This is a genomic window from Streptomyces sp. NPDC005438 (assembly GCF_040606315.1).
In the GTDB taxonomy this organism is placed as follows: domain Bacteria; phylum Actinomycetota; class Actinomycetes; order Streptomycetales; family Streptomycetaceae; genus Streptomyces.
The window spans coordinates 1-16,391 of the sequence record NZ_JBEXEP010000016.1 but is presented as its reverse complement, the minus strand read 5'-3'; the positions used below and the strand labels follow the sequence as shown (position 1 = coordinate 16,391).

Below are 16,391 nucleotides of genomic sequence, written 5' to 3'. Positions count from 1 at the left end.
TCCTCGGACCGTAGACCCGCATCCTTCACGCACCACCGTACCGCCTTGTGCTTCGGCCGTCTGGGGCACGGTGTCGTGTTCACTCAGGGCTGCAAACATGCCATCCCCCCGCTCTGTTCCGTACCCTTTCCGAAACATTCGTGATCAGTTCCTTATCGAGCAACTCCAACGCCGCTTCCACACTGCCGCTTCTGACGTGCTCCCGGCTGGGTGGGTTCCCCCAACGGGTGGCCAGTCTCACCACCTGAGACCGGTCGTCCGGTCCGGCGACGGCCACGAACACGGTCCCCACGGGTTGGCCGTCCTGAGGGTCGGGACCGGCGACCCCCGTGGTCGCCACTCCCCAGTCGGCGCCCAGCAGTTCGCGGACTCCACGGGCCATGGCCCGCGCCACATCCGGGTCCACCGCGCCCCGCTCGTCGAGGAGCGCCCCGTCGACACCCAGGACATGGTGCTTCACGTCGGTGGCGTAGGCGGTGACCGAACCGCGAAAGACCTGGGACGCCCCCGGTGGCCCGGTCAGGGCGGCTGCCAGCAGACCTCCGGTCAGGGACTCCGCCGCCGCCAGGGTCTCGCCCCGTTCCCGTAGACACCGTAGAACATCCGCCGCGCTCGGACGTTCAGTGTTCACGAGCACGCTCCGGCGCTGTGGTCTGGGGCACTGACGCGGGAGCCTCCGGGACGCCCCCGCCGCTCCACTCCTGCCGGCCGGTGGTGGCACCACGGGGGGCGACGTGACCACTGACACTGGCGCTGGAGGCGGCGGCCTCGGCTGCGGCGGCCAGCCCGGCCCTGCGCAACAGCACCGCCTGTCGTATGTAGTCCAACCCCGTGCCGACGGTCAGCACCACCGCCAGGGCCATCACCCACCAGCGCAGGCTGGCGAGCGGCCCGGTGAGCGCCAGCACGTACATGCCCACGGCCACACCCTGGGTGAGGGTCTTGAGCTTGCCCCCACGGCTGGCCGGGATCACCCCGTGCTTGATCACCCAGAACCGCATCACGGTGATCCCCAGCTCCCGCAGAAGGATCACACCGGTGACCCACCAGCTGAGGTCGGACAGGGCGGAGAGACAGAGGAGGGCGGCCCCCATGATCGCCTTGTCGGCGATGGGGTCGGCGATCTTGCCGAAGTCGGTGACCAGGTCGTAGCGCCGGGCGATCTCCCCGTCGAACAGGTCGGTGATCATGGCCACGGTGAACGCGGCCCAGGCCACTGAACGCCAGGCCGGGTCGTGGCCCCCTTCGGCGAGCATCAACACCACGAACCCCGGCACCAGTACCAGCCTGAGCATGGTGAGGAGGTTGGCCGGGTTCCACAGGCTCACCTGGCGGGTCGCCAGAGCGCTCGGTCGGACCAGTGGGCCACCGCTTGGAGCGGAGGCCGGCACTTCTGTCATCTGGCCGCCTCCTTACCGGGATGTTCGGTTGCCGGAGTCACAGGTTCGGCGATGAGATCAACTCCTTGGGCCGCCACCACCCGTGCTTCGACCATACGTCCGATGGGCAGGTCCGGGGAGTCCGAGTGTCCCAGTAGGACCACGCCGTCCGTCTCCGGGGCCTGGTGGGCGGCCCGCCCCACCGCGCCCTCCTCGGCGTCCACCGACTCCACCAGCACGTGCACGGTCTCACCGACCCGTTCCTCGGCCCGCTGGGAGGTGAGTTCCTCCGCCAGCCGGCTCACCCGGGCCAGCCGCTCGGCGACCACCTCCGGGTCGGTCTTCTCGGTGTACGTGGCCGCTTCGGTGCCGTCCTCGTCGGAGTAGCCGAACACCCCGATGGCGTCCAGGTCGGCGGCACACAGGAAGCGTTCCAGCTCCTCCAGGTCGGCTTCGGTCTCCCCGGGGAAACCCACGATGAAGTTGGACCGGGCTCCGGCCAGGGGGGCCTTGCCCCGCACCGTCTCCAGCAGTTCGAGGAAACGTTCGGTGTCACCGAAGCGACGCATCGCCCGCAGCACTCCCGGGGCGGAGTGCTGGAAGGACAGGTCGAAGTACGGGGCCACCTTCTCCGTGCTGGTCAGCACGTCGATCAGTCCGGGCCGCATCTCGGCCGGCTGGAGGTAGCTCACCCTGACGCGTTCGATACCCGGGACACCGGCCAGCTCCGGCAGCAGGGTCTCCAGCAGGCGGATGTCGCCGAGGTCCTTGCCGTAGGAGGTGTTGTTCTCCGAGACCAGCATGATCTCCTTGACGCCCTGTTCCGCGAGCCACCGGGTCTCGGTGAGCACGTCGGCGGGCCTTCGGGACACGAAGGAGCCCCGGAACGAGGGAATCGCGCAGAACGAGCAGCGGCGGTCGCAGCCGGAGGCCAGCTTCACCGAGGCCACGGGGCTGCTCCCCAACCGTCGCCGTAGCGGCGCCCGGGGGCCGGAGGCCGGAGCCACCCCCTGGGGCAGGTCCTCGGGAACACTCAGGGCGGGATCACCGTGGCCCGGCAGGGCGACATCGGTGGCCGACTGGCGGTCCGCCGGCGAGATGGGCAGCAGCTTACGGCGGTCGCGGGGGGTGTGGGAGGCGTGCACGCCACCGGAAAGGATGGTCTGCAGACGGTCGGAGATGGAGCCGTAGTCGTCGAAGCCCAACACCCCGTCAGCTTCCGGCAGGGCGTCGGCCAGCTCCTTGCCGTACCGCTCGGCCATACAGCCGACGGCCACCACCGCCTGCGTTCTGCCCTGCCCCTTGAGGTCGTTGGCTTCCAGCAGCGCGTCGACCGAGTCCTTCTTGGCGGCCTCGACGAAGCCGCAGGTGTTCACCACCGCGACATCAGCGTCGGTGGCGTCCTCCACCAGGTCCCAACCGTCCTCGGAGAGACGGCCGGCGAGTTCCTCGGAGTCCACCTCGTTGCGGGCGCATCCCAGCGTGACAAGGGCGACGGTACGGCGTTGGGGCATGGGGCTCACCATACTTCGTCCCGGGTCGCGGGTTTCTCACGCGTCCCGGGAACGAAGAGCGGGAGTGAGCACCAGGTCAGCCCTCCTGCGGGTCACCCTTGGTGTAGGTGACGTGGGCGACCTCACCGGCCTCGCCCAACTTCACTTCCTTGCCGTTGACGTGCGCCTGTACCCCACCGGCGTTACCCACCACGAGCTTCAGCCGCTCGTCGTCGGTCACCGTCTTGGAGTCCCCCTGCTTGAGCACGCCCTCGTACACCTGACGCCCGTTGTGGTCCAGGGCCGAGATCCAGCTGGACCCCTTCACCGCCGTCAGGCGCACCGTGACCTTGTCGGCGGGCGCGCCGGCGACGGCGCTGTCACTGGGGTCCGGCTTGGGGTCCGAGGGCCTGGAGGGCGACGGCTTGTTGCCGCTCTTGCTGGGAGAGGGGGTCGCGGTGGTGCTCTTCTCCGAGTCCGCCACCGAGGAACCGCCGTCGTCACCCCCGTTGAAGAGGGTGAAGCCGACGAAGCCCACCACCGCCACGATGGCGGCGACCATGGCGGCCGTCCAGTTGGGACGGCGGGACTCGGGCCGGATCTCCTCGGCTTCGAAGAGCGCGGCGGGGGGCGTGGGGGCCGGACGTCCGCCGTGCTCCTCGTCGAACTGGGCGACCAACTCGTCACCGTCCAGCCCGACGGCGCGCGCGAGGGAGCGCACGTGCCCACGGGCGTAGACGTCGCCGCCACATCTGGAGAAGTCGTCCTGCTCGATGGCCTGCACGATCGGCACGCGGACCCGCGTGGTCGCGCTGACGTCATCGACGGACATCTCGGCGTCGCGTCGAGCTTGTTGGAGGGCCTGACCGACCGAAGGCCGGTCCTCTTCGGGGGAGTTGCCGATGGACACGAGGGCGCCTTTCGAGCGTGTAGCCACCTGCTGGATGTTCAGTTTAGGGGGCGTGCAAAAGGGTGGAGCAAGCGGGCCGACCGTTTTTGTCCGCCATCAGGAGCCGGGTACCACCCGACGGCGGACAGACCTGCGGAAAGACCGATGCCTTGCTGGTCTGACGTAACGAGGTCTTCATCGGTTCCCCACCTATCCCTGAGAGGAAGTCTCCCCACGGATCACGGCGAGCACTCCGTCCAACTCATCCGCCTTGACTAGGACATCTCGTGCTTTGGAACCCTCACTCGGACCCACCACGCCACGAGATTCCATCAGGTCCATCAACCGACCGGCCTTGGCGAAACCGACGCGCAGCTTGCGCTGGAGCATCGACGTCGACCCGAACTGCGTGGAGACCACCAGTTCGGCAGCCTGACACAGCAGGTCCATGTCGTCGCCGATCTCCTCGTCGATCTCCTTCTTCTGGCCCTGTCCGACCACGACGTCCTCGCGGAACACGGGAGCCATCTGCGCCTTGCAGTGCTCCACGATCACTTCGATCTCGGACTCCAGGACGAAGGCCCCCTGCATCCGCGTGGGCTTGTTCGCCCCCATCGGCAGGAAGAGCCCGTCGCCCTTGCCGATCAGCTTCTCCGCACCCGGCTGGTCGAGGATGACCCTGCTGTCCGCCAGGGACGACGTGGCGAACGCCAGCCGCGAGGGCACGTTCGCCTTGATCAGACCGGTCACCACGTCGACCGAGGGGCGCTGGGTGGCCAGCACCAGGTGGATGCCGGCGGCACGGGCGAGCTGGGTGATCCGCACGATGGCGTCCTCGACGTCCCGAGGGGCGACCATCATCAGGTCCGCCAGCTCGTCGACGATCACCAGCAGGTACGGGTACGGGGCCAGCTCCCGTTCACTGCCCAGCGGTGCCTGCGCCTTGCCGCTGCGCACGGCCGCGTTGAAGTCGTCGATGTGCCGGTAGCCGAAGGCCGCCAGGTCGTCGTAGCGCAGGTCCATCTCGCGGACGACCCACTGGAGCGCCTCGGCGGCCTTCTTGGGGTTGGTGATGATCGGGGTGATCAGGTGGGGGATGCCCTCGTAGGCGGTCAGCTCCACCCGCTTGGGGTCGATCAGCACCATGCGCACGTCCTCCGGGGTGGCCCGCGCCATCACGGAGGTGATCAGACAGTTGATGCAGGAGGACTTACCGGACCCGGTGGCACCCGCCACCAGGACGTGCGGCATCCGCGCGAGGTTGGCCGACACGTAGCCGCCCTCCACGTCCTTGCCCAGGCCGACCAGCAGCGGGTGATCCTCGCCGGTCGCCTCCGCCGAACGCAGCACGTCCCCGAGCTTCACCATCTCCCGGTCGCTGTTGGGGATCTCGATGCCCACCGCCGACTTCCCCGGGATGGGGCTGATGATCCGCACGTCCGGGCTGGCGACCGCGTAGGCGATGTTCTTGGCCAGCGCGGTGATCTTCTCCACCTTCACCGCCGGCCCCAGCTCGATCTCGTACCGGGTGACCGTCGGCCCCCGGGTGAAACCCGTGACGTGGGCGTCCACCTTGAACTCGGTGAAGACGTTGCTCAGCGCGGCCACCACGGCGTCGTTGGCGGCACTACGGGTACGGCCCGGCCCACCCCGCTCCAGCAGGTCCAGCGAGGGCAGGGAGTACGTGATGTCCCCGGCCAGCTGGAGCTGCTCGGCCCGGGGCGGCAGGGAGTCAGGGGCCGGGGCCTGCTGTTCCGCCTTGGTCAGGTCGGGCACGCCGCCCGTCGAGTTCTCCGTACGGGCCCCCGGAACCGCCGCGTCAGCCTTCGACGGAGCACGCCCGGCTCCCCCACGCTCGTACTCGTCAGCCGGGGACGAGGGAACACCGTGGAACACCGTCCCGTCGAAGGCGGTCGCCGCCTCCGTCGCGACGTCCACCGGGTCCCGGTCCCCCTCGCCCTGCGCCTCCTCTTCGGAGGTGCGCCGACGCCCCGCACGACGGCTCCCGCCCTTGCGACGCCGGTCGAGGGCCTCCTTCTCCGCCTGGGAGGTGCTGACGTCCTTGATCAGGTCGAGGGAGCCGGAGCCCTGCTCCTCCTCGTAGTCGGGCGGGACCAGTCCGAGGCGCACCCACAGTTCGTGAACCCGCTGCGGGATGCGGTTGACCGGTGTGGCGGTGACCACGAGCAGGCCGAAGACGGTGACCAGCACCAGCAGGGGCACCGCCAGCACGTCGCCCACGGTGAAGATCAGCGGCCGGGACACGGCCCAGCCGATCAGTCCCCCGGCCTCGCGGATCGCCGTGGTGCCCTCACCACGGCCGGGTGCCCCACAGGCGAGGTGCACCAGTCCGAGAACGCCCAGGGTGAGGGCCGAAAGCCCCACCACGATGCGCCCGTTGGCCTCCGGCTTCTCGGGGTGCCGCATCAGTCGTACGGAGATCGCGCCCAGCAGCAGCGGCACCACCAGGTCGAGGCGGCCGAAGGCGCCGGTGACCAGTATCTCGACGAGGCCGCCCACCGGCCCCTGGAGGTTGGACCAGGTGCCGGCCGCGACGACCAGGGCGATGCCCAGTAGGAGGAGTGCCAAGCCGTCCTTCCGATGTGCGGGGTCAAGTCCCTTGGCGCCACGGCCCATTCCACGGAATCCGGCGCCCACCAGGCGCGCGGTACCCACCCAACACCCCCGGATCAGACGGTAGATGCCGCCGGTGGGTGAGGGTGCGGGCTTGGCCGGCGCCCTCTTGGCCGCGGTCTTCTTCGCGGGCGTGGCCTTCTTCGCCGGAGCCTTCCTGGCAGCGGCCTTCTTCGCGGGCGCCTTCTTGGCGGCCTTGCCGGGCGTACGTGAGGCCATGCGCACGAGATTACCCAAGTCCTCGGATCACGGCACGGACGGCTCAGCGGATGGCGGGAGATGACCTTCCGTCAGTTCCCGGAAAGGGACGATCCCGGGCCGACGCGCAGCGGCTCAGGAGGATTCCTCGGCCTTGTCCGTACCGGCTCCCGGGTCCAGTGCGTCCAGCGCCTTCCGCAACCCGGTGAGTCGACGCTCCAGGTGGGCCGCGGTGGCCACCGCGGCGGTGTCCGCCGAGTCGCCCAGCTGCTTGGAGAGCGTCTCCGCCTGCTCCTCCACGGCCGCCAGCCGGGCCGACAGCTCCGCCAACAGGCCGGAGGACTCCCGGCCCGAGGGCGTCGCCTCGGCGAGCTCCTGACCGCCCTCCAGCTGCAACCTCAACAGGGCCGCCTGGTCCTGGAGTTGGACGTTCTTCATGTAGAGATCCACGAAGACCGAGACCTTGGCGCGCAGCACCCACGGGTCGAAGGGCTTGGAGATGTAGTCGACGGCTCCGGCCGCGTACCCACGGAAGGTGTGGTGCGGGCCGTGGTTGATCGCGGTGAGGAAGATGATCGGGATGTCCCGGGTGCGCTCCCGCCGCTTGATGTGCGCCGCCGTCTCGAAACCGTCCATCCCCGGCATCTGCACGTCCAGCAGAATGACCGCGAAGTCGTCCGTCAACAGCGCCTTGAGCGCTTCCTCCCCTGACGATGCCCGGACCAGGGTCTGATCGAGCGCCGAAAGGATCGCTTCCAGCGCCAGCAGATTCTCCGGCCGGTCATCGACCAGGAGGATCTTGGCCTTCTGCACCATGGCCCGTCCTCCTCGCACCGCTTGCCTACCGGACATCGCCCCTGGAGGCGACGTGGCCGCGTCGCCCACTCCGGTGCCGGTCATCGTAGCCGCACCCTGCGGCCCGCCACATCCTGTCACCGAGATGTCACCGCGCACACATCGGAAACGCGGGGAGAACCGGGAAGGTTCCCCTCACTTGCCCACAGATGGGCCCTGCGACACTCAGTCAACAATCGTCCGTCTAGAGCACGGTGTCACATCAGCGCGCACGCATCCACTCCTGCATGACGGACAACAGGTGATCGGTGTCCACCGGCTTGGTCACGTAGTCCGAGGCTCCCGCCTCGATGCTCTTCTCCCGGTCCCCCTGCATCGCCTTGGCGGTCAGCGCGATGATCGGCAGCCCCGCGAACTGCGGCATCCGCCGGATCGCCGCCGTCGTGGCGTAGCCGTCCATCTCCGGCATCATGATGTCCATCAGCACCACGGCCGCGTCCTCGTGCTGTTCCAGCAGTTCGATGCCCTCGCGGCCGTTCTCCGCGTAGAGCACCTGCAGGCCGTGCTGCTCCAGCACGCTGGTCAACGCGAAGACGTTACGGATGTCGTCATCCACGATCAGCACCTTCTCACCAGCGAACCGCCCTGGCGGCGGCACGGGAACCAGGTCCTGCCCGTTGTGGAGCCACCGCTCGTCGGAGCCCTCGGCTCCGTTGGCGGAGGTTCGGCCGGCCTCCTGGCGCCTCCCGCCGCGCCCCCGACCGTCACGCGGCCGGGGCGCCGGCTCCAGCTCGGCCGAGGACAACTCCTCGACCGGCGCCTCCGGCTCCCGCGTCTCAGGGGGTTCGACGACCGGGGTCGACGTCCGAACGGCGTCGCGCTGCTCCTCCGACGCGGCCTCTCCCTCCGCCGGCGCGCTCCGCCCCTTCGCGTTCCCGCCCGTGCTCTGCGGCGCGGGAAGAGCCAGGGGCGCGTCCGAAGCCAGCTCGGAGAAGCCCTGCGGCGGCAGCTCGGTGGGGTGCAGGGGCAAATAGAGGGTGAAGGTGGAGCCGCGTCCGGGCTCGCTCACCGCGTGGATCTCGCCCCCGAGGAGCCGGGCGATCTCACGGCTGATGGACAACCCCAGCCCGGTACCGCCGTACTTGCGGCTGGTCGTACCGTCGGCCTGCTTGAAGGCCTCGAAGATCACCAGCATCTTGCTCGCGGCGATCCCGATGCCGGTGTCGGTCACCGAGAAGGCGATCAGGTCGGCGTCGGCCGCGCGCAGCGAACCGTACTCCAGCATCTGCTCCCGGATCGCGTTCGGCACGTCGGCCCCCGCGGAGCGGATCACCAGCTCCACGGCCCCGCTGTCGGTGAACTTCACCGCGTTGGACAACAGGTTCCGCAGCACCTGGAGCAGGCGCTGCTCGTCGGTGTGCAGGGTCGCCGGCAGTTCCGGCGAGACCCGTACGGAGAAGTCCAGCCCCTTCTCGGCCGTGAGCGGACGGAAAGTGGCCTCGACGTAGTCCACCAGCTGGACCAGGGCGATCCTGGTGGGGCTGACGTCCATCTTGCCGGCCTCGACCTTGGACAAGTCCAGGATGTCGTTGATCAGCTGCAGCAGGTCGGACCCAGCGCCGTGGATGGTCTCGGCGAACTCCACCTGCTTCGGCGACAGGTTGCCCTCCGCGTTGTCCGCCAGCAGCTTCGCCAGGATCAGCAACGAGTTGAGCGGGGTCCGCAGCTCGTGCGACATGTTGGCGAGGAACTCGGACTTGTACCGCATGGACAGCGACAGCTGCTCGGCCCGCTCCTCCAGGACCTGGCGCGCCTCCTCGATCTCCCGGTTCTTGATTTCGATGTCACTGTTGGTACGCGCCAGTTGGGCCGCCTTGTCCTCCAACTGCGCGTTGGACTCCTGCAACGCCTTCTGGCGGCTCTCCAACTCGCCGGACCGCTCCTGCAACTGCTCGGTCAACTCCTGCGACTGCGCCAGCAACACCTCGGTGCGCGTGTTGACGCTGATGGTGTTGACGCTGGTCGCGATCATCTCCGCTATCTGGTTGAGGAAGTCCTTCTGGATCTGCGTGAACGGCTGGAAGGACGCCAGCTCCACCACCCCGAGCACGGTGTCCTCGAACACCACAGGCAGCACGATCACGTTGGCCGGCGGGGCCTCGCCGAGGCCCGAGGAGATCTTGAGGTAGCCCGGTGGGGCGTTCTCCACCAGTATCGTGCGCCTCTCCTCGGCCGCCGTACCGATCAGTGACTCCCCGGGGGCGAACACCGTGGGCATGGAACCGCTGGAGTAGCCGTAGCTGCCCATCAGCCGCAGCTCGTACAGGCTGTCCTCGCCCGATCCGACCCCGACGCCCTCCTTGCCGTCCCCGGGCGGCACCACCAGGAAGAACGCGCCGTGCTGGGCGGAGACCACCGGGGTCAGCTCGCTCATGATCAGCCCGGCCACGTCCTGCAGGTCACGCCGGCCCTGCATCAGAGCGGAGATACGGGCCAGGTTGCCCTTGAGCCAGTCCTGCTCCTTGTTGGCCAGCGTGGTCTCACGGAGGTTGCTGATCATGGTGTTGATGTTGTCCTGGAGCTCCAGGATCTCGCCCGCCGCGTCCACGTCGATCTTGAGGTTGAGGTCGCCCCGGGTCACCGCGGTGGCGACCTCCGCGATCGCCCGTACCTGCCGGGTCAGGTTGCCGGCCATCTCGTTCACCGACTCGGTGAGGTCCTTCCACGTGCCGGCGACGTCCCGGACCCGGGCCTGGCCGCCGAGGATGCCCTCGGTACCCACTTCGCGGGCCACCCTGGTCACCTGCTCCGCGAACGACGACAACTGGTCCACCATCGTGTTGATGGTGGTCTTCAGTTCGAGGATCTCGCCGCTGGCCTCGATGTCGATCTTCTTGGACAGGTCACCCTTGGCGATCGCCGTGGTCACCTGCGCGATGTTCCGCACCTGCGAGGTCAGGTTGGACGCCATGGAGTTCACCGACTCGGTGAGGTCCTTCCAGGTGCCCGCCACCCCCGGCACCCTGGCCTGACCCCCCAGCACACCGTCCGTACCCACCTCACGGGCCACCCTGGTCACCTGCTCCGCGAACGAGGAGAGCGTCGTGACCATGGTGTTCACCGTGTCGGCCAGCTGAGCCACCTCACCGCTGGCCTCGACCGTGACCTTCTTGGTGAGGTCGCCGTTGGCGACCGCGCCGGCCACCTGGGAGATGTTCCGCACCTGCGAGGTCAGGTTGTTCGCCATCAGGTTGACGTTGTCCGTGAGGTCCTTCCAGATCCCCGACACGTCGCGCACCCGGGCCTGACCGCCGAGGATGCCCTCCGTACCCACCTCACGCGCGACCCTGGTCACCTGCTCCGCGAACGAAGACAACTGGTCCACCATCGTGTTCACGGTGGTGACCAGGGCCAGGATCTCGCCCTTGGCGTCCACGGTGATCTTCTTGGACAGGTCGCCCTGCGCCACCGCGGTGGTGACCTCGGCGATGTTCCGCACCTGCGAAGTCAGGTTGTTCGCCATGAAGTTGACGGACTGGGTCAGGTCCTTCCACGTACCCGACACCCCCTGCACTTCGGCCTGACCGCCGAGGATGCCCTCCGTACCCACCTCACGCGCGACCCTGGTCACCTGCTCCGCGAACGAAGACAGCTGATCCACCATCGTGTTGATCGTGTTCTTCAGCTCAAGGATCTCCCCCCGAGCGTCCACGTCGATCTTCTGCGACAGATCACCCCGCGCCACTGCAGTCGCGACCTGGGCGATGTTCCGCACCTGGGCCGTGAGGTTGCCGGCCATGCCGTTCACCGAGTCGGTGAGGTCACGCCAGACGCCCGCCACTCCGGGAACCTGGGCCTGACCGCCCAGCCGGCCGTCCGTACCCACCTCACGCGCGACCCTGGTCACCTGCTCCGCGAACGAAGACAGCTGGTCCACCATCGTGTTGATCGTGTTCTTCAGCTCAAGAATCTCCCCCCGAGCGTCGACCTCGATCTTCTGCGACAGATCACCCCGCGCCACCGCAGTGGTGACCTCCGCGATGTTCCGCACCTGCGAAGTCAGGTTGTTCGCCATGAAGTTGACGGAGTCGGTGAGGTCCTTCCACGTACCCGACACCCCGTCCACCCGGGCCTGACCGCCCAGCCGGCCCTCGGTGCCCACGTCCCGCGCCATCCTGGTGACCTGGTCGGCGAAGGAGGAGAGCTGGTCCACCATCGTGTTGACGGTGTTCTTCAACTCCAACATCTCACCGGACACGTCCACGGTGACCTTCTGCGACAAGTCACCGTTCGCCACCGCCGTCGTCACCTGAGCGATGTTCCGCACCTGCCCGGTGAGGTTACGGAAGGCGGTGTTCACCGAGTCCGTGAGGTCCTTCCAGGTACCGGCGGCCCCGGGCACCTGTGCCTGACCGCCGAGTTCACCCTCCACACCGATCTCCCGGGCGACCCGGGTGACCTCGGCCCCGAAGGAGGAGAGCTGGTCCACCATCGTGTTGACGGTGTTCTTCAACTCCAACATCTCACCGGACACGTCCACGGTGACCTTCTGCGACAAGTCACCGTTCGCCACCGCCGTCGTCACCTGAGCGATGTCCCGCACCTGGGCCGTGAGGTTGCGGAAGGCGCTGTTCACCGAGTCCGTGAGGTCCTTCCAGATGCCCGCCGCTCCCGGCACCTGCGCCTGACCGCCCAGAACACCCTCGGTACCGACCTCGCTGGCCGCCCGCGTCACCTCGTCCGCGAAGGTACGCAACGTCTCGGTCATCGCGTTGATGGTCTCCGCGAGCTGCGCCACCTCACCGTGCGCGCTCACGGTGATCTTCTGGGACAGGTCACCGTGGGCCACGGCCGTCGTCACCTGGGCGATCTCACGGACCTGTGAAGTGAGGTTTCCGGCCATCAGATTGACCGAGTCGGTGAGGTCCTTCCACACCCCGGCGACACCCTCGACCTGGGCCTGGCCACCCAGCTGCCCCTCGGTGCCCACCTCCCGCGCTACCCGCGTCACCTCCGACTGGAAGGAGGAGAGCTGGTCCACCATCGTGTTGACGGTGTTCTTCAGCTCCAACATCTCACCGGCGACATGCACGGTCACCTTGCGTGACAGGTCGCCCTTGGCGACCGCCGTGGTCACCAGGGCGATGTCCCGCACCTGCGCGGTGAGCCGGGAAGCCATGGTGTTGACCGAGTCGGTGAGGTCCTTCCAGGACCCCGACATCCCCCGCACCCGGGCCTGACCGCCGAGCTTCCCCTCGGTGCCCACCTCGCTGGCCACCCGGGTCACCTCGTCGGTGAACGCCGAGAGCTGGTCCACCAGGCCGTTGACCGTACGGCCGACCTTCAGGAATTCCCCCCTCAGGGGCTGACCCGCTCCGTTGTTCCCCTGGGAACGCAGGTCCATCCGCTGTTCCAGGTCACCATCCGCGACCGCCGACAGCACCCGCCCGACCTCCGAGACCGGGCGCACCAGGTCGTCCACCAACTCGTTCGAGGCCTGGATCGCCGTGGCCCAGGATCCCTCACTGGCGCCGGACTCCAAGCGCTCGGTGAGCTTGCCGTCACGGCCCACCACCCGACGTACCCGGGTCAGCTCGTTGGTCAGGTGCAGGTTGCGCTCCGCGACGTCGTTGAACACCGCGGAGATCTCCGCCATCGGGCCGTCACCGGTGACCGTCAGTCGCTTGCGGAAGTTCCCGTCGCGCATCGACTCCAAGGCTGTCAGCAGCTTGTTCAGCTCAGCCGCCTCGACCTCGACCGTGCCGCTCTTCCGGGAGCGTCCGCCCTTCGCGCGTGTGCGGGTGCCACGCGCTGCCGCGCCAGACTCCACCGTGTTCCTCCCGTCAGTTCGACCGTCACGCCCAGGCATCGCCTACGAGCCTTCCCAGTGTTTCACCCTGCCCGAACCAGGCGATAACAGTTCGGCAGCATGGCACAAGCGCTCACGGTCCAACCGGTCGGAAATCACCCGCATCCGGCGCCCGCGCACACAGCGAACGTAAGTAACCTGGCATCCGGCTGTCCATCCGCGCCCGATCTCGTGGGCGGATTCACCGGACGAGGTGGGGGGTGGCAGTGTGAGCACGATGTTTTACGGAGGGGCGCGGCGGTGACGCGAGAGCAGGGCTCCGAATTGGGGAAGCCCTCCGCACGGGACAGGGGGCGGGACGCCACACCGGCTCGCGGCAGCGGTCGATCCTCCACGATCGGCTCGCAACGCGGCGCGCACCCGTGGAGCACCCCGCTGGACGACGACGAATTCTTGGGGAGATCAGTGATCACCGCGCGGGCTGCGGCCACCTTCGAACCGGTCGGCAGATCGGTAGCGACCGCACGCGGCTTCGTGCGTGACGCCCTCCAGGGCTGGGGGCTCACCGAGATCATCGACGACGCCGTGGTCCTCACCAGCGAACTGGTCACCAACGCCGTCGTCCACGCCGGCACCTCCACCGAGGTCCTCTGCCTACGAGACGACAACGGTGTCCGGGTCGAGGTCGTCGACCGCTATCCAGAACGCGAACTCCCCGTCCGCGACACCTCGTTCACCATGAGCAACCCCGACCGCGAGGGAGGCCGGGGACTCCTGCTATGCGCGGCCCTGGCGACCCGCTGGGGCGTCGACTACACGGCTGCCGACAAGCGCGTCTGGTTCCGCCTGGACGCCCCCGACCGCCCCGTCGGCACCCGCAGCGCCGGCCCCCGGCTCCCCGACGACCAGTTGCCGGTCACCGAGTCCCGCGTACACGTCGCCGTCGTCCAGGTGGACCGCGAGGGCGCCATCTCCTCGTGGAACGACGACGCCCGGGCCCTGTTCGGCTTCCCCGCCGACCAGGTCATCGGAAAGCCCCTCAACGACCTCGCCGCCTGGCCGCACACCCCCGGCACCGGCACCGGCATCGCCGAGGCCCTGCAACTCTCCCGCTGGGAGGGCTCCTACGGAGTACGCGACGCCCACGGCCGCACCGTACCGGTCTACGCGGCGCACCTGCGGGTGCGCGGCAGCGACGGCGAACCGTCCACCGTCTGCCTGCTCGTCCGCGACCAGGAACGCGCCGTGCTCCAGACACCACAGCGCTCCACCAACAACTCCGACCAGAACGCGTCGGAGGGCACCTCCAACAGCGACCAGTTCGAGGCGTTCATCGGCTCACCGCGCCCCGACGACCTAGACGGGCTCCTCCAGCGCACCGTGGAGCGGGCACGCGACATGCTCGACGGCGACGCCGCCTACCTCCTCCTGGCCACCGACGACGAAACCGAACTGGAAGTCAGGGCGTCAGCCGGCCTCCCCTCGGCCCGGCAACGGTTCGCACGCGTGCCGGTGGAAACCGGCAGCGGACGGTACGGCTCCGCCCGGATGCCCTCCGTCCACGAGGACCTCACCGCCGTCCCCGGAGCGGTCCCCCTGCTGTCCGGTACCGGTATGCGGTCCGTGGTGACCGTCCCCCTCAAGGTCGAGGGCAGGCTCACCGGCTCGCTCGGTGTCGCTGCGGAAACCCCTGGGCGGTACACCAACGAAGAAGCGCTACGGCTCCAGTTCGCCGCCGACCGCATCGCCCTGGCCGTGGAGTCCGCGCGCCTCGGCGAGATGGAACGCCTGCGCAGGGGCTCGCTGTCGTTCCTGGTCGAGGCCTCCGACCTGCTGGCCGGCACCCTCGACCGTGACCAGACGCTGGCCCTGATGGCCCAGATGACGGTGCCCACCCTGGCCACCTGGTGCGCCGTCTACACCATCGCCGACCAAGGCTCCGACCCCGCGCTGTCGTACGTGCTCCACGAGGACGAGGACCGCATCGACGGGCTCAAGGCCCTCCTCTCCCGGGTGGACCCCCCGGACCCGGTGCCCACCCCGGGCGCCAGGCTCTGGACGGCACCCAACGAGGCGGCCCACTCGGCGGCCCTCCGGGCCTCGCTCCGGGACGTGGTGCTCGGCGACTACGGTCGCGCCTCAAGCCCCGGCGCCACGCTGGCGACCGCCGCCGCCGTCGGCGGGGAGACCGTCGTACTGCCCCTTGTCGCCCGGAACCGGGTGATCGGGATGCTCACCCTGGGCAAACCGACCGACGAGCGGTTCCGGCAGGAGATCCTCGAACTGGCCGAGGACCTGTCCCGCCGAGCCGCGCTCGCCCTGGACAACTCCCGCCTCTACAGCGAGCGGACGGCCATCAGCCAGTCCCTCCAGAAGAGCCTGCTGCCACCGGAGTTGCCCGAGGTGGAGAACGTGGAGGTAGAGGTCATCTACCGTGCCGCCGGCGAGGGCAACGAGGTCGGGGGCGACTTCTACGACCTGTTCCGCATCAACGACCACACCTACGGGTTCGCCATCGGGGATGTGTGCGGTACGGGACCGGAGGCCGCCGCCGTCACCGGGCTGGCCCGCCACGCGCTACGCCTCCTCGCGCGCGAGGGGCTCGGTGGACCCGCCGTCCTGGAACGCCTCAACGCGGCCATCCTGGACGAGGGAACACGAAGTCGCTTCCTCACCCTTCTCTACGGTGAACTGCGACCCCGTTCGGACGGAGGGGCCGATCTCCAGGTGGTCTGCGCGGGCCACCCGCTTCCGTTGCGACTCCGCCAGGACGGCAGGGTGGAGCCGGCGGCCGAACCCCAGCCTCTGCTGGGTGTCATCGACGACCTGGAACTGCACCAGCAGCACATCCAGCTCGATCCCGGTGATGTTCTGCTCTGTGTCACCGACGGGGTCACCGAACGCCGCGAAGGTATGCGCATGTTGGGCGACGACGGCTTGGCCGAGGTGCTCACCAGCTGTACCGGTCTCAACGCGGGAGCGGTCGCCTCACGCATTCTGCGTGCGGTAGAGCGCTTCGCCAGCGCGGCCCCCTCGGACGACATGGCCATTCTGACCATGCGCATCCCCGAAGAGGAACAGGCGGCGTAACAACAGAAGTGGGGCGGTAGCAACTTACGTTGCTACCGCCCCACTTGTAAGAGCCCCAAAACGGAATCGAACCGTTGACCTTCTCCTTACCATGGAGACGCTCT

Annotated in this window: 8 protein-coding genes; 1 reads left to right on the top strand and 7 read right to left on the bottom strand. The window is 68.6% G+C overall.

The genetic code is table 11. The features are described from left to right. Positions 1–79 precede the first annotated feature (79 nt). The 7 genes from ABZT14_RS24590 to ABZT14_RS24560 form a co-directional block, all read right to left on the bottom strand. On the bottom strand, positions 80–631 hold the full coding sequence (locus tag ABZT14_RS24590; RefSeq protein ID WP_356306401.1) for a CinA family protein: 552 nt from the start codon (positions 629–631) through the stop codon (positions 80–82). Continuing rightward, the gene (gene pgsA / locus ABZT14_RS24585; RefSeq protein ID WP_356306399.1) at positions 621–1,400 is read right to left on the bottom strand and encodes a CDP-diacylglycerol--glycerol-3-phosphate 3-phosphatidyltransferase; all 780 of its coding nucleotides are present in this window, start codon (positions 1,398–1,400) and stop codon (positions 621–623) included. Before pgsA ends, ABZT14_RS24590 begins: the two co-directional genes overlap by 11 nt. Further along, positions 1,397–2,893, bottom strand: a complete 1,497-nt coding sequence (gene rimO, locus ABZT14_RS24580; protein ID WP_356306397.1) for a 30S ribosomal protein S12 methylthiotransferase RimO — start codon at positions 2,891–2,893, stop codon at positions 1,397–1,399. The genes pgsA and rimO overlap by 4 nt, the downstream gene beginning before the upstream one ends. 76 nt (positions 2,894–2,969) lie before the next feature. Then, positions 2,970–3,782: a RodZ domain-containing protein gene (locus tag ABZT14_RS24575; RefSeq protein WP_356306395.1), complete on the bottom strand. Its 813-nt coding sequence runs from the start codon at positions 3,780–3,782 to the stop codon at positions 2,970–2,972. A 189-nt stretch (positions 3,783–3,971) separates the two neighbouring features. Beyond that, positions 3,972–6,614 carry a DNA translocase FtsK gene (locus ABZT14_RS24570; protein ID WP_356306393.1) on the bottom strand — a complete coding sequence of 881 codons (2,643 nt, stop codon included), beginning with the start codon at positions 6,612–6,614 and terminating at the stop codon, positions 3,972–3,974. A gap of 114 nt (positions 6,615–6,728) precedes the next feature. Next, positions 6,729–7,409, bottom strand: coding sequence for a response regulator (locus ABZT14_RS24565; RefSeq protein WP_356306391.1), 681 nt, complete (start codon positions 7,407–7,409; stop codon positions 6,729–6,731). A 241-nt stretch (positions 7,410–7,650) separates the two neighbouring features. Then, positions 7,651–13,218 carry a HAMP domain-containing protein gene (locus ABZT14_RS24560; protein ID WP_356306389.1) on the bottom strand — a complete coding sequence of 1,856 codons (5,568 nt, stop codon included), beginning with the start codon at positions 13,216–13,218 and terminating at the stop codon, positions 7,651–7,653. Positions 13,219–13,662: 444 nt separating this feature from the next. On the opposite strand from ABZT14_RS24560, the gene ABZT14_RS24555 reads away from it, so the two are divergent. Beyond that, positions 13,663–16,287, top strand: coding sequence for a SpoIIE family protein phosphatase (locus tag ABZT14_RS24555; RefSeq protein ID WP_356306387.1), 2,625 nt, complete (start codon positions 13,663–13,665; stop codon positions 16,285–16,287). Positions 16,288–16,391 lie beyond the last annotated feature (104 nt).